Source organism: Stutzerimonas stutzeri (assembly GCF_024448895.1).
In the GTDB taxonomy this organism is placed as follows: domain Bacteria; phylum Pseudomonadota; class Gammaproteobacteria; order Pseudomonadales; family Pseudomonadaceae; genus Stutzerimonas; species Stutzerimonas stutzeri_Q.
Genome location: NZ_JAMOIC010000015.1, coordinates 76294 through 102789, shown reverse-complemented (window position 1 = coordinate 102789; position 26496 = coordinate 76294). Strand labels below are relative to the sequence as shown.

The 26496-nt window shown below is 59.4% G+C and carries 23 protein-coding genes and 6 pseudogenes; 17 read left to right on the top strand and 12 right to left on the bottom strand.

Annotated features, from left to right (window positions below):
* Positions 1-8: 8 nt before the first annotated feature.
* The 3 genes from NA619_RS17495 to NA619_RS17485 form a co-directional block, all read right to left on the bottom strand.
* A complete protein-coding gene (locus NA619_RS17495) occupies positions 9-302 on the bottom strand; it encodes a putative quinol monooxygenase (protein WP_033999984.1) in 294 nt (97 codons plus the stop codon).
* A gap of 98 nt (positions 303-400) precedes the next feature.
* Complete coding sequence (locus NA619_RS17490) at positions 401-1390, bottom strand: zinc-dependent alcohol dehydrogenase family protein (RefSeq protein WP_033999986.1); 990 nt, start codon at positions 1388-1390, stop codon at positions 401-403.
* A gap of 126 nt (positions 1391-1516) precedes the next feature.
* Entirely contained in the window at positions 1517-2608 is a 1092-nt protein-coding gene (locus tag NA619_RS17485) for an NADH:flavin oxidoreductase/NADH oxidase (RefSeq protein ID WP_013983157.1), read from the bottom strand.
* An 83-nt stretch (positions 2609-2691) separates the two neighbouring features.
* Between NA619_RS17485 and NA619_RS17480 the strand changes: the two genes are divergently transcribed.
* From NA619_RS17480 to NA619_RS17460, 5 genes and pseudogenes are all read left to right on the top strand, one after another.
* A complete protein-coding gene (locus NA619_RS17480; protein WP_025297873.1) occupies positions 2692-2994 on the top strand; it encodes an ArsR/SmtB family transcription factor in 303 nt (100 codons plus the stop codon).
* 106 nt (positions 2995-3100) lie between these two features.
* Complete coding sequence (locus tag NA619_RS17475) at positions 3101-3331, top strand: DUF4113 domain-containing protein (protein ID WP_079381875.1); 231 nt, start codon at positions 3101-3103, stop codon at positions 3329-3331.
* A 211-nt stretch (positions 3332-3542) separates the two neighbouring features.
* Entirely contained in the window at positions 3543-4004 is a 462-nt protein-coding gene (locus tag NA619_RS17470; RefSeq protein WP_032904189.1) for a hypothetical protein, read from the top strand.
* 35 nt (positions 4005-4039) lie between these two features.
* Positions 4040-4447, top strand: coding sequence for a hypothetical protein (locus tag NA619_RS17465; protein ID WP_032904188.1), 408 nt, complete (start codon positions 4040-4042; stop codon positions 4445-4447).
* Positions 4448-4733: 286 nt separating this feature from the next.
* Positions 4734-5054: pseudogene (locus NA619_RS17460) on the top strand (recombinase family protein); the annotation flags it as partial.
* Here NA619_RS17460 and NA619_RS17455 read toward each other — a convergent pair.
* Positions 5048-5688: pseudogene (locus tag NA619_RS17455) on the bottom strand (transposase); the annotation flags it as partial. The pseudogenes NA619_RS17460 and NA619_RS17455 sit on opposite strands and share 7 nt — an antisense overlap.
* 262 nt (positions 5689-5950) lie before the next feature.
* Between NA619_RS17455 and NA619_RS17450 the strand changes: the two are divergent.
* On the top strand, positions 5951-7090 hold the full coding sequence (locus NA619_RS17450; protein WP_033999988.1) for a glutathione-independent formaldehyde dehydrogenase: 1140 nt from the start codon (positions 5951-5953) through the stop codon (positions 7088-7090).
* A complete protein-coding gene (locus tag NA619_RS17445; protein WP_196740286.1) occupies positions 7057-7773 on the top strand; it encodes a transposase in 717 nt (238 codons plus the stop codon). The genes NA619_RS17450 and NA619_RS17445 overlap by 34 nt, the downstream gene beginning before the upstream one ends.
* Positions 7774-7873: 100 nt before the next feature.
* Here the strand turns inward: NA619_RS17445 and NA619_RS17440 are convergent, their stop codons facing one another.
* The gene (locus NA619_RS17440) at positions 7874-8179 is read right to left on the bottom strand and encodes a 4-methylmuconolactone methylisomerase (protein ID WP_033999990.1); all 306 of its coding nucleotides are present in this window, start codon (positions 8177-8179) and stop codon (positions 7874-7876) included.
* Between the two features lie 648 nt (positions 8180-8827).
* Between NA619_RS17440 and NA619_RS17435 the strand changes: the two genes are divergently transcribed.
* The 5 genes and pseudogenes from NA619_RS17435 to mobH form a co-directional block, all read left to right on the top strand.
* Entirely contained in the window at positions 8828-9952 is a 1125-nt protein-coding gene (locus NA619_RS17435) for an alkene reductase (RefSeq protein WP_034000002.1), read from the top strand.
* 66 nt (positions 9953-10018) lie between these two features.
* Entirely contained in the window at positions 10019-11002 is a 984-nt protein-coding gene (locus NA619_RS17430) for an LLM class oxidoreductase (protein ID WP_003291626.1), read from the top strand.
* Positions 11003-11140: 138 nt separating this feature from the next.
* Positions 11141-11446, top strand: a complete 306-nt coding sequence (locus NA619_RS17425; RefSeq protein WP_012464920.1) for an ArsR/SmtB family transcription factor — start codon at positions 11141-11143, stop codon at positions 11444-11446.
* A gap of 267 nt (positions 11447-11713) precedes the next feature.
* A pseudogene (locus NA619_RS17420) lies at positions 11714-12050 on the top strand (IS66 family transposase); the annotation flags it as partial.
* A pseudogene (mobH, locus tag NA619_RS17415) lies at positions 12048-13495 on the top strand (MobH family relaxase); the annotation flags it as partial. The pseudogenes NA619_RS17420 and mobH, both read left to right, overlap by 3 nt.
* Before the next feature lie 79 nt (positions 13496-13574).
* On the opposite strand, the gene NA619_RS17410 reads toward mobH, so the two are convergent.
* From NA619_RS17410 to NA619_RS17400, 3 genes are all read right to left on the bottom strand, one after another.
* Entirely contained in the window at positions 13575-16226 is a 2652-nt protein-coding gene (locus tag NA619_RS17410) for an excinuclease ABC subunit UvrA (RefSeq protein ID WP_200598875.1), read from the bottom strand.
* 25 nt (positions 16227-16251) lie between these two features.
* Positions 16252-18117: a Na+/H+ antiporter NhaA gene (gene nhaA / locus NA619_RS17405; RefSeq protein WP_200598876.1), complete on the bottom strand. Its 1866-nt coding sequence runs from the start codon at positions 18115-18117 to the stop codon at positions 16252-16254.
* Between the two features lie 371 nt (positions 18118-18488).
* Positions 18489-19478, bottom strand: a complete 990-nt coding sequence (locus tag NA619_RS17400) for a zinc-dependent alcohol dehydrogenase family protein (RefSeq protein WP_042927614.1) — start codon at positions 19476-19478, stop codon at positions 18489-18491.
* Between the two features lie 140 nt (positions 19479-19618).
* On the opposite strand from NA619_RS17400, the gene NA619_RS17395 reads away from it, so the two are divergent.
* On the top strand, positions 19619-20515 hold the full coding sequence (locus NA619_RS17395) for a LysR family transcriptional regulator (RefSeq protein WP_013970892.1): 897 nt from the start codon (positions 19619-19621) through the stop codon (positions 20513-20515).
* A 176-nt stretch (positions 20516-20691) separates the two neighbouring features.
* Positions 20692-20889: a hypothetical protein gene (locus tag NA619_RS17390; protein ID WP_023082110.1), complete on the top strand. Its 198-nt coding sequence runs from the start codon at positions 20692-20694 to the stop codon at positions 20887-20889.
* 617 nt (positions 20890-21506) lie between these two features.
* Here the strand turns inward: NA619_RS17390 and NA619_RS17385 are convergent.
* A complete protein-coding gene (locus tag NA619_RS17385) occupies positions 21507-21809 on the bottom strand; it encodes a putative quinol monooxygenase (protein WP_007182542.1) in 303 nt (100 codons plus the stop codon).
* A gap of 63 nt (positions 21810-21872) precedes the next feature.
* Between NA619_RS17385 and NA619_RS25260 the strand changes: the two are divergent.
* The 3 genes and pseudogenes from NA619_RS25260 to NA619_RS17375 all read left to right on the top strand — a co-directional run.
* A pseudogene (locus NA619_RS25260) lies at positions 21873-22454 on the top strand (DJ-1/PfpI family protein); the annotation flags it as partial.
* A gap of 123 nt (positions 22455-22577) precedes the next feature.
* Positions 22578-22886, top strand: a complete 309-nt coding sequence (locus NA619_RS25255) for a helix-turn-helix domain-containing protein (RefSeq protein WP_374367937.1) — start codon at positions 22578-22580, stop codon at positions 22884-22886.
* A 204-nt stretch (positions 22887-23090) separates the two neighbouring features.
* Positions 23091-23285: pseudogene (locus NA619_RS17375) on the top strand (transposase); the annotation flags it as partial.
* 103 nt (positions 23286-23388) lie between these two features.
* Here the strand turns inward: NA619_RS17375 and NA619_RS17370 are convergent.
* From NA619_RS17370 to NA619_RS17360, 3 genes are all read right to left on the bottom strand, one after another.
* The gene (locus NA619_RS17370; protein ID WP_042927609.1) at positions 23389-24723 is read right to left on the bottom strand and encodes a DUF3422 family protein; all 1335 of its coding nucleotides are present in this window, start codon (positions 24721-24723) and stop codon (positions 23389-23391) included.
* A gap of 185 nt (positions 24724-24908) precedes the next feature.
* Complete coding sequence (locus NA619_RS17365; protein WP_003291554.1) at positions 24909-25307, bottom strand: VOC family protein; 399 nt, start codon at positions 25305-25307, stop codon at positions 24909-24911.
* Between the two features lie 43 nt (positions 25308-25350).
* Entirely contained in the window at positions 25351-26460 is a 1110-nt protein-coding gene (locus NA619_RS17360; protein ID WP_003291553.1) for an S-(hydroxymethyl)glutathione dehydrogenase/class III alcohol dehydrogenase, read from the bottom strand.
* Positions 26461-26496 lie beyond the last annotated feature (36 nt).

The following is a 26496-nucleotide window of genomic DNA, read 5'->3' as shown; positions in this document are numbered from 1 at the left end:
GGAGCTCCTCAGGAGACGCGGTACATTTTCATGACGGAGAATTTTTCGGCGGCGCGCTCGATAACCGGCAGCGCTGCCTGGAAATGCGGGGTGGCCTCGTGCGCAGTCAGCGCCGCTTCGTCTCGCCACTGCTCAACCATATGGAAGGTGCGAGGCTGTTCTGCATCTTTATGAAAGTCGTATTGGATGCAGTCCGCTTCGGCGCGACTTGGGCCTTGCAGATCCTGCAGCGTCTGCTGGAGCTCATCTTCGGAGCCGGCCTTGGCGACCAATGTGGCAACCAGTGTGAGTGGGGTGGTCATCGAACCTCCTGTCTGTGCATGTGTGAAAGACGCATCGAACTGGCATGGGCTTACCGAAGGTGACCCTACCGGCCATGCCGCGAAGACCTGAACGTGGTTTACAGCGTTACAACAATCTTGCCCACCTGGGCATTCGATTCCATGTACCGGTGAGCCTCGGCCATCTCGTCGAAGCTGAATGTACGGTCGATCACCGGACGCAGCTGTCCAGAGGCGAGCCCTTCATTGATGAAGTGCTTGGCCCGTTCGAGTTTTTCTCGATTCTGGGTGATCTCGAACAGCTGATAACCGCGCAGCGTCAGATGCTTGCCGAGCAGGTCCATGACCGACACAGGGATATCCCGAGTGTCCAAAGCGCCGTACTGGAAGAAGATGCCGTGGTTCGCTAGCGCCTTGAGCACCAAGGCCACTTCGGGTCCGCCAACGGGATCGAAGGCCATGCGAGCGCCTTTGCCATGAGTCACCGTCATGACCTCAGCCACCATGTCCTGCTCCTGGGTCGCGATGACTGCCGCCGCCCCCGCTTGAAGCAAGGCTTCGCGCTTGTCGCTGGTGCGGGTCAGCGCCACAGGAACGGCGCCCACCATGTTCGCAATCTGGATAGCGGCAAGCCCCACGCTGCTGGACGCCGCACGGATTAGCACCGTCTCGCCGGCCTGCAGCCCACCAAGCTCGATCAATGCGCCATAGGCGGTGACAAACTTCATCCAGGTCGCTGCTGCCTCCGTGAAAGAGAGCACTTCCGGGTGTTTGACCACCGCGTGAGCCGGCGCGTTGACCAATTCACCGTACAAGCCGTATTCGTCAAAGGAGAACGCGGGCACTACGCTGACCGCATCGCCAACAGCGAAGCCGACCACACCGGGACCCACTGCAGATACGGTCCCAGCCGCTTCATAGCCCAGCATGGCGGGAAACGTCGGTTCGATGACGTACTGGCCTGTGCGGTACATCACTTCAGCCCGGTTGATGCCGAGCGCCCTGACGTTGATTTGAACCTCGTTCGCGCCGGGAGCCGGCACGTCGATCTCGTCGATCTGGAGAACCTCCGGTCCACCGGTGCGATGAAAGCGTATGACGCGAGACATAGCGTAATCCTCAGCTATCTATCGGAAGGGCCGAGCCATGAGCGGCCCAGCCAGGTAGCCACCAGCGCACATCGGCGCTGAGGCAGCGGGCGATTAGGCCATGACGGCCGTCTTCGCCCCGACGGATCACTTGTAGCGTTCAAGCCAGTGGGCATAGGGAGCCGGCAAGGTCCAGGACGCACGCTCTACGCCCAGCTCTTGGGCGGCAAGATAGGACCAATTTGGATTGGCCAGATGTGCTCGCCCAATCATCGCCAAGTCCAGCTGACCGCTCTTGACCGCTTCTTCGGCAACGCTTGGCGTGCCGAAGCCCCATGCCGAAGCCACTGGTATCCCCGCCTCACGCTTCACGCGCTGGGCAACTTCGCCCATGAAGCCAGGCGCCCAGGGAATGTTGGTTTCAGCGATGGTGAAACCAATGCTGACGCTCAGCAGATCCAGGCCACCATCTTTGAAGCGACGTGTCAGTTCGATAGCCTCGGTCAGCGTCTGTTCGTCCCGGCCGTCGTATTCGATAACCCCTAGACGAGCGGTTAGCGGCAGGTGCTCCGGCCAAACCTCACGAACAGCCGCCAGCGTTTCAAGCAGGAAGCGGCTACGGTTGTCGAAACTGCCGCCGTAGGCGTCATCGCGATGGTTGGAGTGTTCGGAAAGGAACGACTGGGCCAGATAACCATGGGCGAAATGCAGCTCCAGCCACTCGAAGCCAGCGTCACGCGCACGGCGAGCGGCTGCGACGAAATCCTCACGCACACGGGCAATGTCTTCCAGCGTCATGGCTTGCGGCTGCTTGGCCAGGTGACCGCCAAAAGCTATGGCCGATGGAGCGATGGTCTGCCAGCCACGGGCGTCATCTTCAGCGATGTGGTCATCGCCTTCCCATGGACGGTTTGCGCTTGCCTTGCGACCGGCGTGGGCGATCTGCAGGCCGGGGACCGAGCCGGCTGCCTTGATCGACTGCACCACCGGTACGAAGGCCTGGGCCAGCTCATCGTTCCAAATACCCGCACAGCCAGGAGTGATCCGCCCTTCTGGCGCTACAGCGGTTGCTTCGACAATCACCAACCCCGCCCCGCCACGCGCAAGGGAGGCGTAGTGAACACTGTGCCACTCGTTGATCAGGCCATCGTTTGACGAGTACATGCACATAGGGGGAATCGCAATACGGTTGCGAAGCGTGACGTCTTTAAGCGTGAAGGGTTGGAACAGCGCAGACATTGGTTTCTCCGAGGGTTGTCTATTACGTTAATTCGATAGTATTCGAACTATGGAGATAGAGCAAACCCGTGTATGCTTCGTTCATGCGCCCCTACAAACACCCTCCCGTCACTGAATTCGTCCTCGAGCGTCTGCTATACGCCTTGAGCGATCCTGTGCGCCTGGAGATCGTCCGACGCCTTGCCGAACTGGGCGAAGCCAGCTGTGGCGAATTGGACGGTGGCCGACCAAAGTCCACCATGTCCCATCACTTCAGGGTGCTGCGAGATGCCGGGTTGGTCCAAACCCAAACCATCGGCACGACCCATATGAACTCGTTGCGCAGGGATGATTTGAACAATCGATTTCCTGGTTTGCTCGAGACGATCTTATCTCAGCGCGGCTAAGGCTGGCTTGAGAGTCAATTCATCGAGGAAGACGCTGAAGACGGCCTGCTTCGAAACCCTGGGCTCCAGTGAGCTCAGGGACTACCTCGCCGCTGACTGCGGAAGCATGACTAGTCCCGACGTAAACGCCTTCACCGACGACCTGTTCGCCTCCAGTCAGCCAGCTAATTCGGAGAAGGTGATGGCCGTGCTTGATTCGATCAACGCCAAATGGGGACGGGGAACGTTGCGACCTGGTGTGGTACCAGCAGCCCCCGCCTGGAGCATGCGTCGCGAGCTGATGAGCCAGAGTTTCACGACGCGAGTAGATCAATTGTGGCGGGTATCCGCGCGGTAGCCGGCATCGCGCGCCTGCTGTGCTGCTTCTCCTGGAAGGGAAAGGGCCTGGCTGCGGTAATGGATTGCTGATCCGGGCCGTGCTTGTGCCCCTCTACGCACCCGAGCTTGCAATAGATGATCCGTCTCCAAGGCGGTATGCGATCTTACCCATGCCTTGGGTTATTTGGGGTTCAGGAGATGCTGAAACCAACTAAACCGAGGAGCTAGCCATGAACCTGTTTACGCACATTGCCAATCTCATCACCTCTGTCGTCCGGCCAGAAAAAGCGGCATTCACCACGGTCATCTATCCCAGCCAGGGAAAAGCGGTCGTGGTGCATGACGGCCTTGGTATTCGCCAGGAACGTTGGTGGTATCAGGTCGATTCGCTGGAAGATGGGGACACGAGTACGTCGTTCGACAGCATCCTGCAGGATCACACTAACTGGGCTGATTCATTTGACCCGGTAGGCCAGACCCAAGCCGAGGATACTTTCTCAGCTTTCTCATCGACCCACTTCGAACCCATGGAAACCTTCTGGCTCAATCCCGCCAACGGAATGCCCATGCTCGACAGCTGTTTCGATGTCATGGGTAACGCATTCGGCACGGACACGATGACTGACAGCCTGTCGTTTGATCACGGCATAAGCAGCTTCGGAGACAGTTTTTCGTCCTTCGGTTTCGACTAACGGGCAGTCGCCACAGCACTCAGAGGAGTTTGATCATGTCGCCACTTGCACTGGTTGTTAGCTTCATCCTCACATTCGCCATCGGAATTTCCTGGCTGGCCCTGACCCTCGACGCACGCATTGGGCGCAGCAGGCTCGTCCGGCAGATTCCATTGCCACTGGACGTCCCAGCTTCTGGCTATCGTCACAATCCACAATCCCGACTCCGACCAGTATTGGCGGTAACAGGCTGCATGCTGCTACTTCTTTCCGGAATGAGTGCCGCCATCCTCGGCAGACTGGCCACCATGCAACCGGCAGAAGCGGCAGCGGTGTTCTTCGCTTATCCGCTGCTGAAAAGCCTCTGGGGGCAAATCGTGGGCGTGGGGCCAATCGTCTGCGTCGTCATGGCCGTACCCGGAACCTACTGCATCTGTTTCGGGCTCAGGAGCGACAAACGGTGAAGCTACCGTTGCCGTTTGACCTCCACTGCGGCAACAGGCTCATGCTCGAGATGGCGTTAACTTCCAAAATCACCGTCGCGTTGCCAACGGACCTCCGCTACGGCAACGACTCCGGCCCATCGCAGACCAAAAAGTAATCAATCTACGCTAGCGTTTTTAGAGGTATGCCTCAACTGATACGGAAAAGGCGCGGCAGATTCGTCCTTGCCGCTCTATAACTAACACCCAAACTGTAACGATGTTTCTGCAACGCCCAAATTGAAACAGCACGCATAGGGATCAAGAAATGTTTGTCCGTGCCTACCTTCGGGCCTCTACTGCCGAACAAGACGCTGCCCGAGCCCGTTCCGTCCTGGAGGAGTTTGCTGCCGATCATGGCAAGGCCATTGCCGCGCAATACATTGAGAACGCATCTGGTACTCGTGCTGATCGCCCCGAGTTGGTGCGCCTGCTGGCCGATTCCCACCCGGGGGATGTACTGCTGGTGGAATCTATCGACCGACTGTCCCGCCTGCCGGCTGAAGACTGGTCGAAGCTCAAGGCCGCCATCGACGGAAAAGGGCTGCGAATCGTGGCTCTAGATCTCCCAACCAGCCACCAAAGCATGGGAATGTCAGGCCGCTCAACAGTGGCGTTTTTGTACGCATGAGAACCTGGCTGCTTACTGATCAAACCCTGCTCCTTCATCAGGCCCCTGACCTTGAAGCGACCTACTTTGACGCCCTCATCCTTGAGCATGGCAACGATACTGCGGCTGCCAGCTGAACTACGGCTTTGACTGAAAAGTTCGCTAATACGGCTGCGTAAACCCACCCGCCGAACATCAATGCGACGGCGCCGAGCCATATGGGCGTAGTAACAGGAACGAGGCAGTTCAAACACTGAACACAGCAGTTGAACTGGGTAGCGTGCTGCTAACTGCCGAATCGACTTCAACGTCTGCGCCCGTGCTCCTCGGCCATCAAGAGCGCAGTGGCCTCCTTTAAGATTTTCTTCTCAAGCTCCAGCCGGTTGATGCGGGCTTGAAGCTCCTGAATAGTTTGCTGCTCAGGCGTAAGCGCTTTGGCTGTGGGGGTGATGCCACCGCGCTCCAACTGCAACTGGTTGACCCAGCGCCGCAGTGCGGTCTCACCTACATCAAGGGATTTGGCTGCCTCAGGACAGCTGTAACCCTGGTCGAGCACTAGACTGGCTGCTTCGCGCTTAAACTCGGGGGTGAAAGTACGTCGTTGTCTGCTCATCGAACACCTCTGAATGGCGAGCATTCTCGCCCTAAAAGGGTGTCCAGGATTAGTAGACCACTACACGTAGCCATATTCCTTCTATGGCGTTCAACTGTCTAAGTTCGTCACGAGCTGCAAATTCAAGGGCCGCCACGCGCGGGCGACGGCATCACCACTCGTCTGGTCATAGCTCGATTTGTGGAACATACGTTCGTAGATCTAAACAGATATCTCGTAAGCAGACGAAACCACCTCATCGTCGCTTGAACGGGAGAGTCTAATGAAAGCCATCGTTTACAACGGGCCACGCGACGTCAGCGTGCAAAATGTCCCAGACGCCAAGATCGAAAAACCTACCGACGCCGTAGTGCGCATCACCACTACCAATATCTGCGGCTCTGACCTGCACATGTACGAGGGCCGCACCTCGATGGAGACGGGACGTGTTTTCGGTCACGAGAACCTCGGGGAAGTCATCGAAGTCGGCGCCGGCGTAGATCGCATCAAGGTAGGTGATCGCGTCTGTTTGCCATTTAATATCGGCTGCGGTTTCTGCGAAAACTGTGAAAAAGGTTTGACCGGTTTCTGCCTCACGGCCAACCCCGGCAGTGCTGGTGCTGCTTACGGGTTTGCCGATATGGGCTCATACCAGGGTGGTCAAGCAGAACTGCTGCGTGTGCCATATGCGGACTTCAATTGCCTGGTGCTGCCAGAGGATGCGCAAGAGAAAGAAAACGACTACGTCATGCTGTCAGACATATTCCCCACCGGATGGCATGCCACTGAACTGGCTGGCCTGATGCCGGGTGAAAGCATCGCCATTTACGGTGCAGGGCCAGTGGGCCTGATGGCAGCTCATGCCGCGATGATCAAAGGCGCCTCGCAAGTGTTCGTGGTCGACAACCATCCGGATCGATTGAAATTGGCCGCGCAGATGGGGGCCACGCCAATCAACTCCCTGGAGAAAGAGGCGGTTGATCAGATCCTCAACCTGACTCACGGCAAAGGCACTGATCGAGGTTGTGAGTGTGTGGGGTACCAGTGCTGTGACAATCACGGCCATGAGGCCAATCACCTGACGATGAACAACCTGGTAGCTTCCACCAAGGCCACGGGTGGCATCGGCGTCGTCGGGGTGTTTGTTCCTCAGGATCCGGGCGCGAAAAATGAACTGGCGAAGGAAGGCAAAATGGCCTTCGATTTCGGCGCGTTCTGGTTCAAGGGCCAGCAGATACGCACCGGGCAAGCCAACGTCAAAGCCTATAACCGCAGGCTTGCGGAGCTGATCCATCACGACCGCGCCAAGCCTTCGCAGATCATCTCTCACAGCCTGAAATTGGCGGAAGGGCCCGATGCGTACAAGCATTTCGATGCGCGAGATGAGGGTTGGACAAAGGTCATTCTGAAGCCGGCAGCCTGATCGAACGGCTGTATGGATCTGACGCCCTGACGATATCGCCGGGCGTCAGCCCAAAGACCCGCCTACTCGCGCTTACAGTATGGCCGCTATGTATTTACCGACCACATACCACCTGTCGTCCGCTCGAAATGCGAGCGCGGTTGTTGCGCAAGATGATCAAGGGAAAAATGGTAAGCGTACTGACTTCGATGGTCGACCCGCTGCGCTTTCCGGGTGGGGAGATCGTCGACCTTTACAGTCAACGCTGGGAAATCGAGCTGGGCTATCGGGCGATCAAGCAGAGACTGCTGGGCGGCGAATATACCCTGAGAAGCAAGACGCCAGAGATGATCGCTCAAGAGCTATGGGGTGTGCTGCTGGGCTACAACCTTTTGCGCTACCAGATGGTACTGATGTCCAGGCAGTGTCCCGGTGTGTACCCCTGCGAAATGAGTTTCACTGCCTGCAGTTGGGCCATCTTGGGGTTGCTGCATGGCACGTCACTGAACCATCCCGGCAACTTGCCAGGATTTCTGAGAGATTTGCAGGCATCAGCCGCTCGATATGTTTTACCCCATCGGCGACCTGATCGATGGTTCCCACGCGCAGTCGTTGGACACGCTGTCAAATCGACACATAGACGGCACCTCGTGCGAATTGAGACTCGCACGGGTCCCCATGTTCATTGGGGAATCTGCCAGTGATTTACGTTAAATCAATAACCAGGGGTTCACTCGTAGATGAAAGCCCCTCCAGAATGAATGGAGGGGTGGCCTGATCGGAGATAACCGCTTCGAGCAGCTTTCAAACAAGTGTTTCAGTGACGAAGGGCTTGAGCTGGCCAATGAACGTTTTACCATGTTCGAACCAGGCTTTGCGCACTGCCGACTCGATATATCGTTGGTAGTCCTCCGGGCTTTGGAACCAGCATTCGCCAATCGCGTGAACCGGCCCTACATCCAGGTATGGCACATGGGTATCGGCAGGGTTTTCAGCCACCAACCTAACCTCATATTTAAACAGGCCAGGGATACCCTCACTCATCTGATAGTGACGCAAACATTCCTGGCGGAACATAGGCTTTACCAACAAGTAGACAATTCGGATCATCGCGAACATTCCTTATACATGCGTCTGAGGAGAAGAAGGTTGAAGTGCGGGCGTAGCGTCAACTTCGCTGTCATCCAGATCGTCAAGGTGAATACCTTTGTTGTCGGGCAATAGCATCAACGCAATCACGGCAATGGCATACCTGATGCAGCCAGCCTCCATGATGAAAAGCTCAAGGGAGCTGACTGCATAGGCAACCCTAGCGCGAAGCACGGCGCGCTCCCAGCTGATCCAGAAGTGAGCTGCAAGGGCGTGGAACCATGCGTACGTGCCGGAAGCGATATTAATATATTGACATATATGAATATCGAGAATAGCCTACCCATAACCGCGCTAGAAACCTCAGGAGGTACTCCCATGAAAGATTCCAGCGATACCCGTCCGAATCACCTTCCCGACAGCAGCTACGGCCTGTTTATTGACAACCAGTGAGTTTCGGACGAATACGGTGAAGCCCTCGACATTATCAACCCCGCCAACGGAAAAATTCTCACCAACATCCCAACGCCACAGCTGCCGACGTCGCCCGCGCGGTGCAGGGCGCACAGCGCGCCTTCGTGACCTGCACCGCTCGGACTCTTCAGACCTCGTTGATCCATGTTTTTTCGACCTACGACATCGAATATTTCAGATATGCAGGTAAGCAAAATGACACAATCAGAACTTTTCAAAACGACTCAGCTGGGCCCATACACCCTCAAGAACCGTATCGTTCTGCCGCCACTGACGCGTTCGCGCAGCTCCCAACCCGGCAATATTGCGAACGACCTAATGGCCACATATTACCGTCAGCGCAGCGGTGCTGGCTTCATGGTGACCGAGGGCACACAGATCGAACCCCGAGGACAGGGTTATGCCTGGACACCTGGCATTCATAGCCCGGAACAGATACAAGGCTGGCGTAAGGTCACCGACGCTGTTCACGCCGAAGGGGGGGTGATCTTTGCTCAACTTTGGCATGTGGGCCGCGTGTCGCACACATCGCTGCAACCCGGTGGTGAAGCGCCCGTCGCGCCATCAGCCATCCGCGCGGACAACGTCAAGGTGTTCATCGAAACTGGCCCCGGCACGGGTACACTGGCCGACCCTTCGACCCCACGAGCCCTGTCCACCAAGGAGGTAAAGGAACTGGTTGAGCTCTACGCCCAAGCAGCCCGAAATGCTTTGGACGCAGGTTTTGACGGGGTGGAGCTTCACTGCGCGAACGGGTACCTGGTAAACCAGTTCATTTCGGCCCATACCAACCAGCGTGATGATGAATATGGCGGTTCGCTGCAGAACCGTCTTCGCTTCCTGCGCGAAATCACCCTCGCTGTTGCTGGTGTGGTCGGCAAGGAGCGCGTTGGCGTTCGCTTCGCCCCGCTGTTCGCGACCACAGACGAAGACCGCGTCTACCTTGGTCTGGTCGAAGAAGATCCTCATCAAACCTACATCGAGGCAGTGAAGATCCTCGAGGAAGTGGGCATTGCCTACCTGTCGCTCGCCGAAGCCGATTGGGAAAACGCACCCGAGCTGCCTGAGACGTTCCGGGAAGCTGTTCGTAAGACATTCAGCGGCAAGATTATCTATGCCGGCAAGTACACCGCTGAACGAGGAAATCGCGTGATAAAAGCTGGCTGGGGCGATCTGATCGCTTTTGGCCGCCCCTTCATTGCGAACCCCGACCTGCCCGCTCGTATCGCCAACAACTGGCCGCTTAACCCAGTTGATCCAAGCACCATGTACGGCGGTACCGATAAGGGCTACACCGACTACCCGACTTACAAATCCTAAACGCTCAATGCCACGCCCCATAACTCAGGGGCGTGGCTCAGCGATTGTTGACCGAGGAAGTTAAGCATGTACCAACCGAGCACGATCCCCTACCAAGAGCATAGGGGATTCAAACGAACCTTCAGGCAGGGTCATCTAAGCCTTGGGCTGTTCTTTCCCCTGGAGGCTTTCGAAGGTGATACACCGAGCATGCTAGATCAGGTCGCGCTGGCCAAACGTGCAGAGGCACTTGGTTTTTCGGCGCTCTGGTTTCGCGACGTCCCACTCAGGGACCCAAGCTTCGGCGATGTCGGCCAGGTTTTCGACCCTTGGGTGTATCTGGGCTACATGGCAGCCCATACAACAAAAATCGCACTAGGCACCGCCTCCATCGCCCTTACTCTGCGTAATCCCTTGCACACGGCAAAGGCCGCAGCGAGCATTGATCAGTTGAGCGGAGGTCGCTTGCTCCTGGGAGTAGCCTCTGGCGATCGTCCCGTGGAGTTTCCCGCATTCAGCATTGATCCAGAACAGCGTGGCGAGACCTTTCAAGAAAACCTCAATGTGATACGCCAAGCCCATCGAACACACTTCGAGCCCATTCGCTGGAGTCACGGCGAGTTACTGGGGGCCGATCTCGTTCCCAAACCTACGACTCGGGAAATACCGCTATTCGTAACCGGACACAGCCGCCAGCCGCTCGATTGGATCGCGCGTGAAAGCCATGGATGGATCAACTATCCACGTCCGCCAAAAATGCAGCGACTCATCGTGGAAGATTGGCGACAGGAAACGGCTAAACAATGTGGCACTATCTACAAGCCGTTCTTGCAATCGCTGTATATCGACCTGGACGAACACCCATCCACGCCACCCTCGCCTATCCATCTAGGATTCCGACTGGGACGTAACCACCTGCGGGCCTTGCTGGATACACTTCAGGAAATCGGTGTAGATCACGTCATCCTGAACCTCAAGTATGGTAAACGCCCCGCAGCAGAGGTTATCGAGGAACTTGGCAAACATATCGTCCCGCAATTCGGCGCACAGGTGCCCGATAGTCCTACCTGACAGGGCAATAGGATTCCAGTCCAAACCAGCCCGTCATTGCGACGGGCAGGCGCGAAGAGATCATGGCGAAGCCTTCCAATTTGATGCGCGAATCAGGAAGATATTTAGATATCGAAAAAAACAGGTCTCAAAAAATTCATGACTATTGACGTCAACGAAGCCCTGAAAGCATTGGCGAACCCGACGCGCCTTGCCATCCTCAATTGGCTCAAGGATCCCAGGACAGTCTTTCCCGAGCAGGAAGTCGACCCAGAAACGGTAGGCGTGTGCGTCAGTATCATCCAAGAGCGCACGGGCCTCTCGCAGTCAACGACATCGCTTTATCTCGCAGCTCTACAGCGCGCGCAATTGGTGACATCGCAGCGGATCGGCCCCTGGACCTACTACAAACGCCACGATGAGAATATCGATGCCTTCTTCAAGGCGCTGCAAGAAAGAATCTAGGGCTGCACACCCTTGTATTTCTGACTGATTTCAGTCTTTGCCGATGTCAAAAACAGCAATCTGACCAAATAACGATCAGATCATCCGAAGCTTCGAGTGATCGAATAGCATTACCAGTGATGCGGTGCGCGGAAAAAACGCTCCTATAGCAAAACTGCCACTTGACAACGCTGAAACCAGGGGCTGTACACGCAAAAGACAGCACACTCCAGAGAGGGACGCGAAGCCCTTCAAGTGCTCTTCTACGGCCAACCTTCTTTAGGGGGCAGCCGCCACGGCGTCGACATCCCACGCCAGCCCCTGGCGCGTTGGGTGATCCAAAGTGGCGAGCAACTGCAACCGTTGCTCAACCTGATGCGCGACAAGCTGCTGGACTACCCCGTGTTGCACTGCGACGAAACGCGCTTGCAGGTGCTGCATGAACCGGGACGCGACCCCTCGGCACAATCCTGGATGTGGGTGCAAAGCGGTGGGCCGCCGGACAAGCCGGTGATCCTTTTCGACTACACAGCCAGCCGCGCGCAGGAGGTGCCGCTACGCCTGCTCGATGGCTACCGCGGCTACCTGATGACCGACGACTACGCCGGTTACAACGCCGTGGCTGCACGACATCGGCAAGGTGGCCGTCGATCTGCTGGTCGAGCTGGCAGACGGCTCGCTGTGGCATCCCTGGCACGGCCCGCTGCACCAGTCGTACCGCTTCCGCTACCGCGAAGACCGCGAGTACCGGTTGCACAGCGCCGCAACAGGGCTGCTCTACCGCCAATTGCTCGATGGTCCGCTCCTAGACTGGCTCAGCGGCTATCCGTCTCTGTGGGCACCATTGCTCTACGTCTTGGCCGGGCAGTACGAGCACGCCGGCGTGCTGGGTGAACTGGTCGTGCAGGCTGATCGCGCTTCTGTGGCACAGGAACTGGGCGGCGATCCCGCGCGCGCCATGGCCGCGCCCAGGCACGCGCTGCAACGCAAGCTGCTGGACGGGCTGCGCTTGCTGCTCAAGGAACAGTTGAAGCTGAATCAGCCGGAAGCCTCCGATGGCTGGCTCACTGAGGATGGGCTGTGGCTGGTGAGCAAGACTGTCTCGGACAAGCTGCGCGCGCACCTGCTGTCTCAGGGGATCGACGGCATTCCTGCGAACAACACCGCCGTCTTCAACGTGCTGCAGGACCACGGCATGCTCCAGCCTACCTCAGACGGCAAGGCGGTCTGGCGCGCGACCGTGACCAGTGCGACCGGCTGGTCCTACTCGTTCACCCTGTTGCGCCTCGCGCCCGCGCTGATCTGGGAATCCGGCGAGCGGCCAGCGCTTTTCGCAGGCACGGTGGCGATCGACACGACGCCAGCGGAAATCAACGGCAGTGCACCAGGCACACCGCCCGCGGTCGTGGGGCAGCCAGCACCCGAAGGTCAGGAGACTCCCCCTTGGGAATGCCCTCGCAGCGATACCGCCTTGCCGACTGCGGCCCCGCCCGTGCCCGACGTCATGGAGGACATGCTGCCGATGGTTGGATTGGATGGCACGGCCGACATGGGGAAGAGTGAAGAGCCAGTGGAGAAAGTCCCTGCCCAGCCTGACGTTCCTGCCCCAACCACAGCCGCAGCGTCTCCCTTGCCACTTACCCCTGCGCCTGGACCTGCATCAACTCAATAGTCGCGATACCATCCGGGGAGCATTTCATGACGTGGCTGCAACAGGGAGTCGCCGCGCGGCGACTCATCATCAACGACGCCAAGGCGCTCGTGCATACGGTGAGCGACACCGTCTACCTGGTCAGTCCCGGCGTGTTCCATCGCTATGCGCAGGAACATCCCCAGGTGGATGCGCTAGCCAGGCAGGACAAGCAACAGGATTGGCAGTGGGTGCAAAAGCGCTTTGAGAAACTGCAGCTACACCGCAAGCACTCAAATGGCCTGAACATTTGGACCTGTGAAGTCACGGGCCCGAGGAAGTCCCGCCGACTGCATGGCTACCTCCTCGAAAATGGGTCCTTGGTATTCGCCGAAATACCGCCCAACAATCCCTATCTTGCTCTGACTCAGGAAGGATGACGCGACTCGGGCAGCGACCGTCACCACCGTGTGGCGACGATCAATGCCCCGCGAAGCTGGCAACATTTGGCGAACTAAGCTACTCGACCCGCGCCAACTCCCGTGCAAGGAACGGAGCGGTTCGGCTGCCAGACTTTCGGGCCACCTGCTGAGGGGAACCCGCCACCACGATGCTGCCGCCGGCAGCGCCCGCGCCTGGCCCTACGTCGATCACCCAGTCGGCTTGGGCCACCGCACGCATGTCGTGCTCGATCATCACTACGGTATTGCTGGCATCGACCAGGCGCTGCAACTGCACCAGCAGCCGGTCGGCATCCGACGCGTGCAGCCCGGTGGTCGGCTCGTCGAGCACGTACAGGCTTCGGCCGCGCTGGCTGCGCTGAAGCTCGGTCGCCAGCTTGATGCGCTGCGCCTCGCCACCGGAAAGCTCAGTGGCCGGTTGCCCCAGGCGCAGATAGCCCAGTCCGATGTCGCGCAGCAGTTGCAGGGGCCTTGCCACCGCGTCTTCACCCGCGAAGAATTCGCTGGCATCGTCCACGGTCATCTGCAGCACCTCGGCGATGTTGCGCCCGTTCCACTGCACCTTCAGCGTGGCCTCGTTGTAGCGCGCGCCATGGCAGGTCGGGCACGGCGCGTACACGCTGGGCATGAACAGCAGTTCCACGCTAACGAAACCCTCGCCCTCGCAAGTCTCGCAGCGCCCCTTGGCGACGTTGAACGAGAACCGTCCGGCATCATAGCGGCGGCGTCGAGCATCGGGCGTGGCGGCGAACAGCTTGCGCACATGGTCGAACAGACCCGTGTAGGTAGCCAGGTTCGACCGCGGCGTGCGCCCGATCGGCTTCTGGTCCACCTGCACCAGGCGCTGTATGGCGTCCACGTCGCCCGCCAGATGGCCGCCGGTCGCTTCGACCACTGCCGGCCCTTCGCTGGTGGCGCTTTCGGCGGCATCGTCTTCAGGCTCGTGGCCCAGGTGCAGCAGCACCAATTCCGGCAGGGCCTGCGCGACGAGGCTGGATTTGCCGGAGCCAGAGATGCCGGTAACGGCTGTCAGCACGCCCAGCGGAATGCGCGCATCCACGCCATGCAGGTTATGGCGGTGGATGCCCTGCAGCTCCAACCAGCCGGTCGCTTCGCGTGCTCGGCTTCCGGGTGCGGGAATTTCGTCGAACAGGTAACGTGCAGTACGCGATTCGGCAATCTTGCGCAGGCCATCCGGCTCGCCGCTGTAGAGCACGCGGCCGCCACGCTCCCCGGCATCCGGCCCGACATCCACGAGCCATTGCGCGCGGCGCATCAGGTCCAGGTCGTGCTCCACCACAAACACCGAGTTGCCCGCGTCGCGCAGCCGGTCGAGTGCATCGTACAGGGCCTGGCTGTCGGAGGGATGCAGGCCCACCGAGGGTTCGTCGAGTACGTACACGACGCCGAACAGCAGGGAACTTAATTGCGTGGCCAACCGCAAGCGTTGCAACTCGCCGGCCGAAAGCGTCGGCGTGGCCCGGTCCAGCGTCAGGTAGCCCAGGCCTAGCCCGCGCAGTTGGCGCAGGAGCGCCATCACGCCTCCAGCCAGGCGCTGTGCGGCGAGGCGCTTTTCTTCCGACAGCGCGGAGGTACGGCGCACGTCGGGCGATACCGCATGGACCGCACGGCCGGTGGCAGCGCGTTCGGCACGCTCGCGCCGGGTCGCTTCCTTGTCCGTAGCCGCACCCGCTGCATGGGCGCGGAAATCGCCCTGTGCGATGGGTTCGAGCAATGCCGCCAAGTGGTCCAGCGGCATCTGCATAAACGCGCCGATGTCCACCCCAGCGAAGGTGACCGACAGCGCTTCGGGCTTGAGCCTCTTGCCGTGGCAGGTGGGGCACGGCTTGCCCTCCATGAACCGGGATACGCGCTTTCTCATCAGCGCGCTCTGGGTATTGGCGAAGGTGTGCAACACATACCGCCGGGCGCCGGTGAAGGTGCCCATGTAGCTCGGCTCCATCTTGCGTTTGAGCGCGGTGCGGGTTTCGGCAGGCGTGAAACCGGCGTACACCGGCACCGTTGGTGTTTCCTCGGTGAACAGAATCCAGTCGCGATCCTTTTTCGGCAGGTCCTTCCACGGCCGGTCAACGTCGTAGCCCATGCTGACCAGGATGTCGCGCAGGTTCTGGCCCTGCCAGGCGGGTGGCCAGGAAGCAATCGCCCGCTCACGGATGCTCAGGGAGGGGTCGGGCACCATGATCGCCTCGGTCACCTCGTACACATGACCCAAGCCGTGGCAGGTCGGGCACGCCCCCTGCGGCGTGTTCGGCGAAAAATCCTCGGCGTACAGCATCGGCTGGTTGGCGGGATAGGCGCCGGCGCGCGAATACATCATCCGCACCAGGCTGGACAGGGTGGTCACACTGCCCACGGAGGAACGCGCATTGCTGGACCCCCGCTGCTGCTGCAGCGCCACCGCTGGTGGCAGGCCGTCGATCGCATCTACGTCCGGCACGCCCGCCTGGTCGATCAGGCGCCGTGCATAGGGGGCCACCGACTCAAAGTAGCGTCGCTGCGCCTCGGCATAGATGGTGCCGAAGGCCAGCGAGGACTTCCCGGAGCCGGAGACACCCGAGAACACCACCAGCGCATTCCGCGGGATGGAGACGTCCACCTCTTTGAGGTTGTTCTCGCGCGCGCCACGCACCTGCACGAGGCCGCTGGCTGCAGCGGTACAAGAGGATTCACCGAAAGAATTGCTTGGCATGTTCTTATCCTGTAGTTCGCCCCGCTCAGGACGGGACTTCCTGAGTGCGAGGGCCGCGGCGACTGGCTTCGAGCACTGCGGTGAGAGTGCGGGCGTCGTAACTGCCGAGCAGACGACGACCCTCGATGAAGAACGTAGGAGTGACGTGCGCACCGCTGGCGACCGCGCTGACGAGGTCACGCTCAACACGCTCTATCACTGCGGGACTGTCGAGATCCGCGATGAACCGATCGATGTCAAGACCCAGCTCGGCGGCGTAGCCGATCAAGTCCTCTCGCTCCAGCGCATGCTGACGGGTGAACACGAAGTCCAGCCACGGCCAGAACATCCCCTGGTTCGATGCCGCCTCGGACGCCCGCGCGGCGATCGGCCCGTGGGGGTGGTGCGGCAACTGGCGCACCACATACCGCAGGTCGTCCCCGAAGTGGGCGCGCAGATCGTCCCACGAACCGGTGGCGTGTGCACAGTACGCGCACTCGAAGTCAACGTACTCCACGAGCGTGAGCTGGGCGTCCTCCGGACCGCGGATGTGATCGACCTCCGGATCGACTGGTGGCTCAAGTACCATCGGCAAATCGGCAGTCTCCTCCCCCCACTTGAGAGCGGCGACCTTGAATATGAGCCACCCCAGCAACGTGGCGAGTACCATCGACACGAGCACCCCGACCGTCGCCTGGCGGCCCAGGTCAGAGGTCGTACCGAACGCGAGCCCGATGATGAGCAGCGACACGGTGAAACCGATCCCGGACAGCGCCGCACCACCGAACACGCTCCCCATCCCGACGCCCACCGGCAGGCGCCCCAGTCCGAGGCGGACTGCGGCTAGAGTGATGAGCCCGATGCCTAGAAGCTTACCGAGCACGAGTCCCGAGATGACGCCCCAGGTCACGGGCGAGCCGAAGGCCTCAGCGAGCAACCCGCCACGCAGATCCACCCCGGCGTTCGCCAAGGCGAACACCGGCACGATCAGCAGTGCCGCAGGCAGCCGCAGGAACTCGTGCAGCCGCTCGTTCACAGAGATACCGCGGGATAGTCCGCGGTCCACCGCGTGGGCCGATGCGGCACTCGGAGACTGCCAGAAGTCACGGAACAGTTGTCTTGCCGCGACGACTTTGTGACGCTGCGTCGCGTAGGCGGGGATCAGGAGCCCCGCAGCCATCCCGGCCAGGGAGGCATGGATGCCGGAGTACACGGTCGCGAACCACAGCACGATCACGATCAACACATACGGCGTCGCCCGCCACTGGCGGGTGCGCCCCAACAACCACAATCCAACGAGGCTGGCGAGGGCGATAAGCAACGGGACGATCCGGATCTCCTCGCTATAGACGATGCCGATGATGGACACTGCGAGGAAGTCATCGACCACGGTCAGGGTGAGCAGGAACACGCGCAACTGACCCGATAGCCGCGGGCCGACGATCGCCAAGGTGCCCAGCATGAACGCCGTATCGGTGCCGACCACCGCACCCCACCCGTGCAGGCCCTCACTTCCGGCTAGTTTCACGATCAGGACATACACCAGCGCGGGAAGCACGACTCCCGTGACCCCCGCGATCAGGGCGAGGCGGGCACGGCTGCGGTCACGGAGCGATCCGTGGGCGAACTCCTGACGCACCTCCAGTCCGATCAGGAAGAAGAAGACGACCATCAGGCCGTCGTTGACCCAGTGATGCAGATCCATGTGTAGGCGCAGTGGCCCGAAGTTGAACCCGACGTCTAGGTGCCACAACTCGAAATAGGCGTTAGATAGCGGCGAGTTCGCCCACACGAGCGCCACAACCGTGACGATCACCAGCAGCACCGCAGCGCCAGACTCCGTGCGTAGATAGTGGGCAACGCGTCTCCGTCTGATATGCGCCGAGGACTCACCGAAAGAAGAGGCTGGCATGTGCTTATCCTGTAGTTTGTGAGATCACGATGGGCAGGTTTCGGATGGACCGATCAGGCGTCCGCCTCTGGCGGCGTCTCATCATCGAGCGAGCGCAGCCAAGCGAGTCTTTCTCCCAGCCTGCGCTCAACACCTCTGTCCGTTGGCTGATACCAACCCGGCCGCGCCACGCCCTCGGGAAAATAGGTTTGCCCAGCGGCATAAAAGGCTAGAAATGGTGTCCACTTAAATCAGGTGGACACCATCGCCTTTGGCGTCGGGGCCAAGAAGGTGTGTTGGCCGGACGGATACACAGAATCGGCCAAAAGCGGTCATCAGGGCTGGCTTGAATCGGGGCCGAAGGATTACGCTCTCAGCCCCATAATTGCTGGTCAGACAGTTACCACGATCTTGCCGATCTGCTGATTGGCTTCAAGGAAACGATGGGCATCCTGGATGTCGCTAAGTGTGAATGTCTTTGCGATGATCGGGCGCAACGCACCGGACTCCAACCCTTGCAGAATAAAAGCCTTTGCTCTCTCTAGGGCTTCAGGGTCGGCCACAATCTCTGCGTAGAGATAGCCCTTCAAAGTCAGGCTTTTGCCCAGCACGGTAAACAGTGGGAATGGTGTCGGTTCAGAGCTAAGTGCGCCGTACTCCAGCAAAATTCCGCCCCGCGCCATGCTCTGCGTGAGAGGTTCCAAGGACGGCCCGCCTACAGGATCGAATACAACGCGAGCGCCTTGACCGGCAGTTATCGTCATAACACGCTCGACGATATCCTCTTCATCGCTGACGATGACATGCGCAGCGCCTGCATCAAGTAGGGCTTGCTTCTTCGCGTGAGTTCGAGTGATCGCAATCGATGTGGCGCCGACCATACGAGCCATTTGGAAGGCGGCCAAGCCAACACTGCTTGACGCGGCGGTAACGATGACAAAATCGCCCTGACGTAGCTTCGCCTGTTCAATCAATCCCCCCCAGGCGGTGACGTACTGCATCCAAGACGCCGCAGCCTCTTCAAAGGACAAGTTCTCAGGGCTCTTTACCACCAGGTGGGCCGGTACATTGGCCAACTCGCCGTAGGTGCCCCAGCGAGCAATATCCAGAGGTGGGATCAGAGCGACCGAGTCACCAATCGTGATCTCGGTTACGTCGCTCCCAACTGCCGTTACGATGCCTGCGGCCTCGTAGCCTAAGCGGCTGGGGAACTCCGCTTCTTGTAGGTATGCGTGATTGCGGAACATCACTTCGGCTCGGTTCAAGCCAAAAGCTTTAACACTAATTTGCACCTCGTTTGCTGCTGGTGCCGATACTTCCAGATCTTCCAGCTTCAGAACGCTGGCGTCACCGTATTCATGAATTCTGACAATGCGTGCCATCATAAATACCTCGTTTATCAATGGGCCTCGACGTACATCCGGAAGGTATCCGGGCACTCGAAAGGTGACAAAAATTTAGTCATTGGTTGGCGCTAGATAAATGCCTACGATGGCGTATTACTAGAAACAGAGTGTTTATAATGGATCGCCTGACCCAGATGGCCACGTTCGTCAAAACAGTTGAGCTGGGTTCATTCAGCGCCGCTGCGGACGACCTGAATCTGTCCCCTCAATTGGTAGGGAAACAGGTGAAAATGCTCGAACAACATCTGGGTGTTTCCCTGCTGCACCGGACTACGCGCAGGCAAAGCCTCACCGACTTCGGCAGGGCGTTCTACCCGCGAGCAAAACTGATCCTTGCAGACATGCAGTCTGCCGAGAGCCTGGCTGCCCTCACTCGGGGCACACCAAGCGGCCGCCTTCGCATCAACGCGCCGGTCACGTTCGGAATCCGCACGCTTTCGCCACGCCTGCTGGAATACATGGTTCGGTATCCTCAGGTGTCTGTTGACCTAACGTTATCGAACGAACTGGTCGATATCGTTGATGATGGTTACGACGTGGTATTTCGCATCGGCGAGCTGGCGAGCAGTGGGTTGAAGGCATTGCCACTGGAGCCCTATCAGATGGTTTTATGCGCTGCGCCGTCCTATCTTGCACGTCGCCCTCCCATCATCAATCCGTGGGATCTACAGCAGCAGGAATGTCTGGGGTTTACCTATTCTGATGGCCGCTCACACTGGAGCTTCGACAGCCCGGAGGGGCGTATAGATGTTCCTATTACAAGCAAATTAACGATCAATCAAGGTGATCCACTGCTGGCAGCGGCTGTAGCTGGTCTAGGCGTGGTTCTACAGCCGATAGAGTTGGTTAGCGATGCACTGCGCGATGGGACACTGGTGCGTCTGTTGCCGCAGTACCCGGTGCCGAATACCGCAATGCACATCCTCTATGCCCCTGACCGAAGAATGACTCCAAAGCTGCGCAGCTTCTTGGAGTTTGCGCGTGAGGCTTTTGGGCAGCGAGGCCCTCTCTAACGCACGAAAATCAATGTCTGCGCTATCCGGTATTCGTAAAGGACGACGATTACCGTGGCTCACCGGATATGACCAAGCACCCCTTGCTGAGGAAGTACCTGCTGTAGCACTTCGCGGCGGAAGTCGAAGAACTGAAAGATGCCATGTTCGTTGGCTTGGGGCCGTAGGTCCAGAGCGTGCTGGACCGCCTGATCCAGGAGCGGGTTCTGAATCCCGACCGGGTGATTGCCGGCATGCTGCACCCCTCCGGAAACTGCACCTACCGGATCAACTACCTCATCGGCGACAGAAGCGCGCTGGTCCCGCACGCCACCAGCCCTGTGCCTTACGACCAGGTCCGGCGAGCATTTCGGGAGCGGTTCGTCACCGCCTGATCGAACGTCGGATGAGTGGATGCTGACGCGGGTTCAATTCCCAAACGGGAATAGAACTGGCGCCCTGTCTGATGCGCTCGGTTGGTGACCCGACCAGGGCAGAACTGGTAGGATTGCGGGCATCAAGGCCCGGATTCCGCACCTTTCCGCAGGAGTTTGCAGCGGTCGCAAGGCGCTGAGTTACATAGGTTTGGCGCAGGGTTCCACCCCACCGAGCCCCTGCAGGAGTTCGAATCGTTACGCCCCCCCAGAAACCCTCACTAGCCCGAACGGCCCGGTGCTAGGTCGTTGATTTTCAACAAATCGCTCGATCGATCCGCGCTTGCGGACTGCGGACTTCCAATGGGCCGGAAATCTGGCTCGCCCAGACGGCTCTCGGTACCGACACGTTGCAAACAGTCGGTACTTCTCGATAACTACCCGACGAATCGGAACATCACAGCCAGCCCTGATGTTGCCCCTGCTTGCTGACGCAGCTTGGAAGTTCTGGCTGCAATATTGCCCCCCGTCGCTGTGGAAGGTAGCTCCCTGGGCAAGTGCAATCGAGGGGGGGATCGCTGCGTAGAGCTTGTGCCCCCCATCCTGCAGCGTGACCTGATTGGGTCAAGGCCGGGTTGTCATGCAGGCAGTTTGGCTGCAAGCAGTTCGACCTTCTCGATATTGGGCGGAGAACTGAGCAAGGTCGCGGCGTTGGCCATCAAGGCCGCGGCGATCTGGCCGTTCAGATGTGCTTGGCGACCTGCCTCATCGGCAAAGGCATCGAACACACCGAACGTCGAAGGGCCAAACTTCAATGCGAACCAGGCAGTGGTGCCGGACTCGGCGTTGGCGAGCGGCAGTGCGCTGGCCAGGAAGTCGGCAAGCGCAGCCTCCTGGCCGGGTTTGGCTTCGAGGCGAACAAACAGGGCGAGCTTGGTCATACTGTAATCCTTTGGGTAACTGGGTTAGATGAATGGATCGACGAGCCTGCAGTCTAAGTCTTCATGACAGCCATCTCTATAGACAATAATGACAACATTGATATCATTGTTGCCATGAAAATCCACATCCTTGTTTGTGATGGCGTGTTTGATCTGGGGCTTGCGGCGCTCACCGACACAGTGGGCTTGGCCAATGCGATGTCGGGCTCGCTGCCACAGGCTCCCGCGCACATAGAGCTCACGCTGGTGGGCGTGCGGCGTCGCATCCGAACTGCGCAAGGCTTGACGGTCCCCGTGGTCACTGCGCGTGGTGTGCCGGAACCAGACGTCGTGCTCGTGCCCGCGTTTGGTGAAAAGATGCCTGACACGCTCTCGGCTCGGCTCACACGCCCCGACGTGCCCGATGCGGTCGCCGTGCTACAGCAGTGGTCCACCGCTGGCGCGCACCTTGGTGCCGCCTGCTCCGGTAGTTTCTTGCTTGCAGAGAGTGGCCTGCTTGATGGGCATCGTGCGACGACGTCATGGTGGCTGGGGCCGATGTTTCGGCAGCGCTATCCGAACGTCACGCTGGACGAGTCACGCATGATCGTGAACTCGACACGCTTCACTACCGCGGGTGCCGCTTTGGCCCACGTCGACCTGGCCTTGCGCATCATCCGGGGGCGCAGTCCGGCGCTGGCGGCCCTAGTAGCACGCTATCTGCTGGTCGAGGCACGCAGTTCGCAAGCCGAGTTCGTGATTCCCGACCACCTTGCGCATGCCGACCCGATGGTGGAGCGCTTCGAGTCCTGGGCCAGAAGTCAGCTCGCGAAGGGGTTCTCGCTGGCCGAGGCGGCCAGCGCCGCGGGCACAAGCGAGCGCACCTTGGCGCGGCGGCTGCAAAGCGTTTTGGGCAAGACACCGTTGTCGTATTTCCAGGACCTGCGCGTGGAGCATGCCGTCCATCTCTTGCGCACCGGAAACGCGAGCGTCGACCAAGTCGCCGCACAGGTCGGGTACTCGGATGGGGTGACCCTGCGGGCCCTGTTGCGCCGCAAGCTGGGCCGGGGTGTCAGGGAGTTGCGACGCGGTGGATGACCAGAGGCGTTTGGTGTATGTACAGCTGGAGACCGCCGGGAAACTGACGCAGGCCAAACGGCGCATTTGGACCTGATAAAACTACTGCGCCACGTTATTTGAACTGGTTTGCTAGGGTCTGTTGCCATTTCGCGCTAACCCATTGATCTATAAGAGCAAGCCCGTATCGTTGAAGCTCTGACCCAACATCGATACGAGCTTGCAATGCCCCGATTACTGCTCAGCGATGAGCATTGGTCGAAGCTGCGGGAAATTCTGCTGCACAAGGCCATCTACAACAAGCGTGATCTACGAATGACCGTGGAGGGCATGCTGTACCGCATGCGCACGGGATGTCCCTGGAGAGACCTGCCCAAGGCGTTTGGCTACTGGAATAAGGTCTACAAACGCTTCAATGCAGGCCGCAGCGGTACAAGAGGATTCACCGAAAGAATTGCTTGGCATGTTGTTCTCCTCTGTTCAAACGGACGGCGCAGCTATCGCGCGCCAGGACGGCAGCTCGTCAGGAAGATTTCTCTTCCGCCGCCGTGTCGCTGTGGGCGTGTCTTATCCTGCGGACGATCCACCAGATCGTCAGCATCACCGCAGGTACCAGAACCGCCATCACCGGCGCCACGCTGTCGTGAACGATCGGAATGCCCTTGAGCAGGTAGCCGAGAAGACTCACGACGTAATAAGAAATTGCCGCGACCGACAGGCCTTCGACGGTTTGCTGAAGGCGCAATTGCAACTTGGCCCGGTTGTTCATCGAAGCCAGCAGATCGCGGTTCTGGCGTTCAAGTTCGACGTCGATCCACGAACGCAGCAACGCGATGGCTCGGGTCAGTTTGTCGGAGAGCTTGGCCTGGCGCTCCTTTACGGATTGGCACTCCCGCATGGCTGGAGCGATGCGACGCTGCAGGAAATCCGCCCAGGTGCTGTATCCGGATACGGCCACTTCTGAAAGCGCAGCCAGCCTTTCCTCGACGATCTCGTAGTAGGCACGGCTGGCGCCGAAGCGATAGAGATTTGCCGCGACGCCAGCTTCCAGTTCGGCGGCCAGACCGGTCAATTCGGAAAGCAGCACGTCGCTATCGCGGCGTTCTACCAAATTCGTACACATCTCGTCAGTGATCGCAGCAAGGCGCGACTCCATGTGTCGCAGCTCCGACGTCATCGATCGCGTCAACGGCAGAGACAGCAACGCCAAGGTACGGTACGTCTCGATCTCCAATAGAAGTTGAGCCAGCGCACCTGCCCGCGCCGGGGTCAAATCACGAGCAAGGATGAGGATCTGCGTCAGGCCATCCTCATCCTGTCGGAAGTCGGTCAAGATGGCGGCAGAGCCGTTCTCTACCAACGAGTAGCACAGGCTGGCAGGATCGAAGCGATCAGCCTCCTTCTCCGTTTCTGGTATCCACGGAAGAAGTCTCAAGCGGATGCCGGATATGACCGGGCCCGGAGGAACAAATCCATGTTTGAAGGGATTTTCTCCGCAAGGCTCTCCCGTCTTGGAATCCAGCGAAGCGCACCAGAGATACGTAGAGAACTCGGTGTGCTTTTCACAGTGAAGGTCTCCCTCATCCCATGTCATGCCGTGTAGCGGCGTAGCGTGGTCGGGCTCGGCAACGCCGAAGCGATGAGACAACTCGCTCATCGCCATCTGATCCCTGGTCTGGTCACCTTCGGTCATGAAAGCGAGCTGCAATATACCGCGGGGGGCCTCAAGCAACAGATGCGGGCGCGCATGCACTTCACCCACGGCTGCAGCACGATCGGCATAAGCCGGCATGCCGTACACGGTGGCGGTTGGGGTGGGTTGTACGGTCGTCGTATTGATATTGGCCGGCTCTTTCATAACGACCTCATTTCTCATTGGTTGAAAAGCACGCTTCAAAACAAATGCCCGCAGCCATGCGTTTCACACATGGCTGCGGGCCGATCTTCATGAGCATGCACCGCGTTACGCAGTCCGTCTAACAGGCTCGCCGTATAATAGAGGCTTGTGCTGACCCTGTCAGAACGCTCTCAGCTTCCTTGCTTTCAGACGAAGGTGTACGAGCAGACCTTGTTGCCCGCCGGATCACGCAGGTAGGCAGCATAGGCACCCGGCAGGTGACCACGTGCGCCAGGTTGGCCCTCGTCAGTGCCGCCTGCGGCAAGGCCGGCGGCGTGGAAGGCATCCACTTCAGCGGGAGTGGCGGCCGCAAAGCCGATCGTCACGCCGTTGCTGGAAGGCGCTTCACCATTGCCCGGGCGGGCGATGATGAAAGCCGGCTTTTCGCGACCGAAAAGTACCCATCCGTTGTTGAAAGGACCGAGGTTCTTGATGCCAAGAGCACCCAGAGCGGCGGCGTAGAACGCGACCGACTTCTGAAGGTCGGCAGCGCCGATAAAGATGTGCGAAAAGATGCCATCGCCAGAAATGACAGGAGTGGACATGATTAATTTCCTTGGTGGTTGGCGTTGAATGGGTAGTGGGCGATCAGTAGTGGATCACCGTGCGAATCGACTTGCCTTCATGCATCAGGTCGAAGGCCTTGTTGATGTCGTCGAGGCCCATGGTGTGGGTGACGAACGGGGCGAGATCGATCTCGCCTTTCATTGCGTCCTCCACCATGCCGGGAAGTTGAGTGCGGCCCTTGACCCCGCCGAAAGCCGAGCCCTTCCAGGTGCGACCGGTGATCAACTGGAACGGGCGCGTCGAAATTTCCTTGCCTGCACCAGCCACGCCGATGACGATCGACTGGCCCCAGCCACGATGTGCTGCTTCCAGTGCCGAGCGCATCACGTTGACGTTGCCGATGCACTCGAAGGTGTGATCGACACCCCAACCGGTCATCTCGATGAGAACCTCGTGAATCGGCTTGTCAAAGTCCTTCGGGTTGAGGCATTCGGTCGCGCCGAAGGTACGAGCCAGCTCGAACTTCGCTGGATTGGTGTCGATGGCGATGATGCGACCCGCCTTGGCCTGGCGTGCCCCCTGAATCGCAGCGAGCCCGATGCCGCCGAGGCCGAAGATGGCCACAGAGTCACCCGGCTGAACCTTGGCCGTGTTGTGAACAGCGCCGATGCCGGTGGTCACACCGCAACCCAGCAGGCAGACATGCTCGGGATTGGCGTCCGGGTTGATCTTGGCCAGCGAGACTTCGGCCACCACCGTGTATTCGCTGAAGGTCGAGCAGCCCATGTAGTGGTAGATCGGCTGGCCGTTGTAGCTGAAGCGGGTGGTGCCATCGGGCATCACGCCCTTGCCCTGGGTGGCGCGCACCGCCACGCACAGGTTGGTCTTGCCGCTCTTGCAGAACAGGCACTCACCGCACTCGGCGGTGTACAGCGGGATCACGTGGTCACCCGGCTTGACCGAGGTCACGCCCTCGCCGACCTCGACCACGATGCCGGCGCCCTCATGGCCCAGCACCGCCGGGAACACGCCTTCCGGGTCCTCGCCCGACAGGGTGAAGGCGTCGGTATGGCAAACGCCGGTATTCGTGATCCTGACAAGCACCTCGCCCTTGCGCGGCGGCTCGACGTCGATCTCGACGATTTCCAGTGGCTTTCCAGGCCCGAAGGCAACTGCTGCACGTGATTTCATGATGTCGCTTCCTTTACTAGCTAACTAAATTTTCCC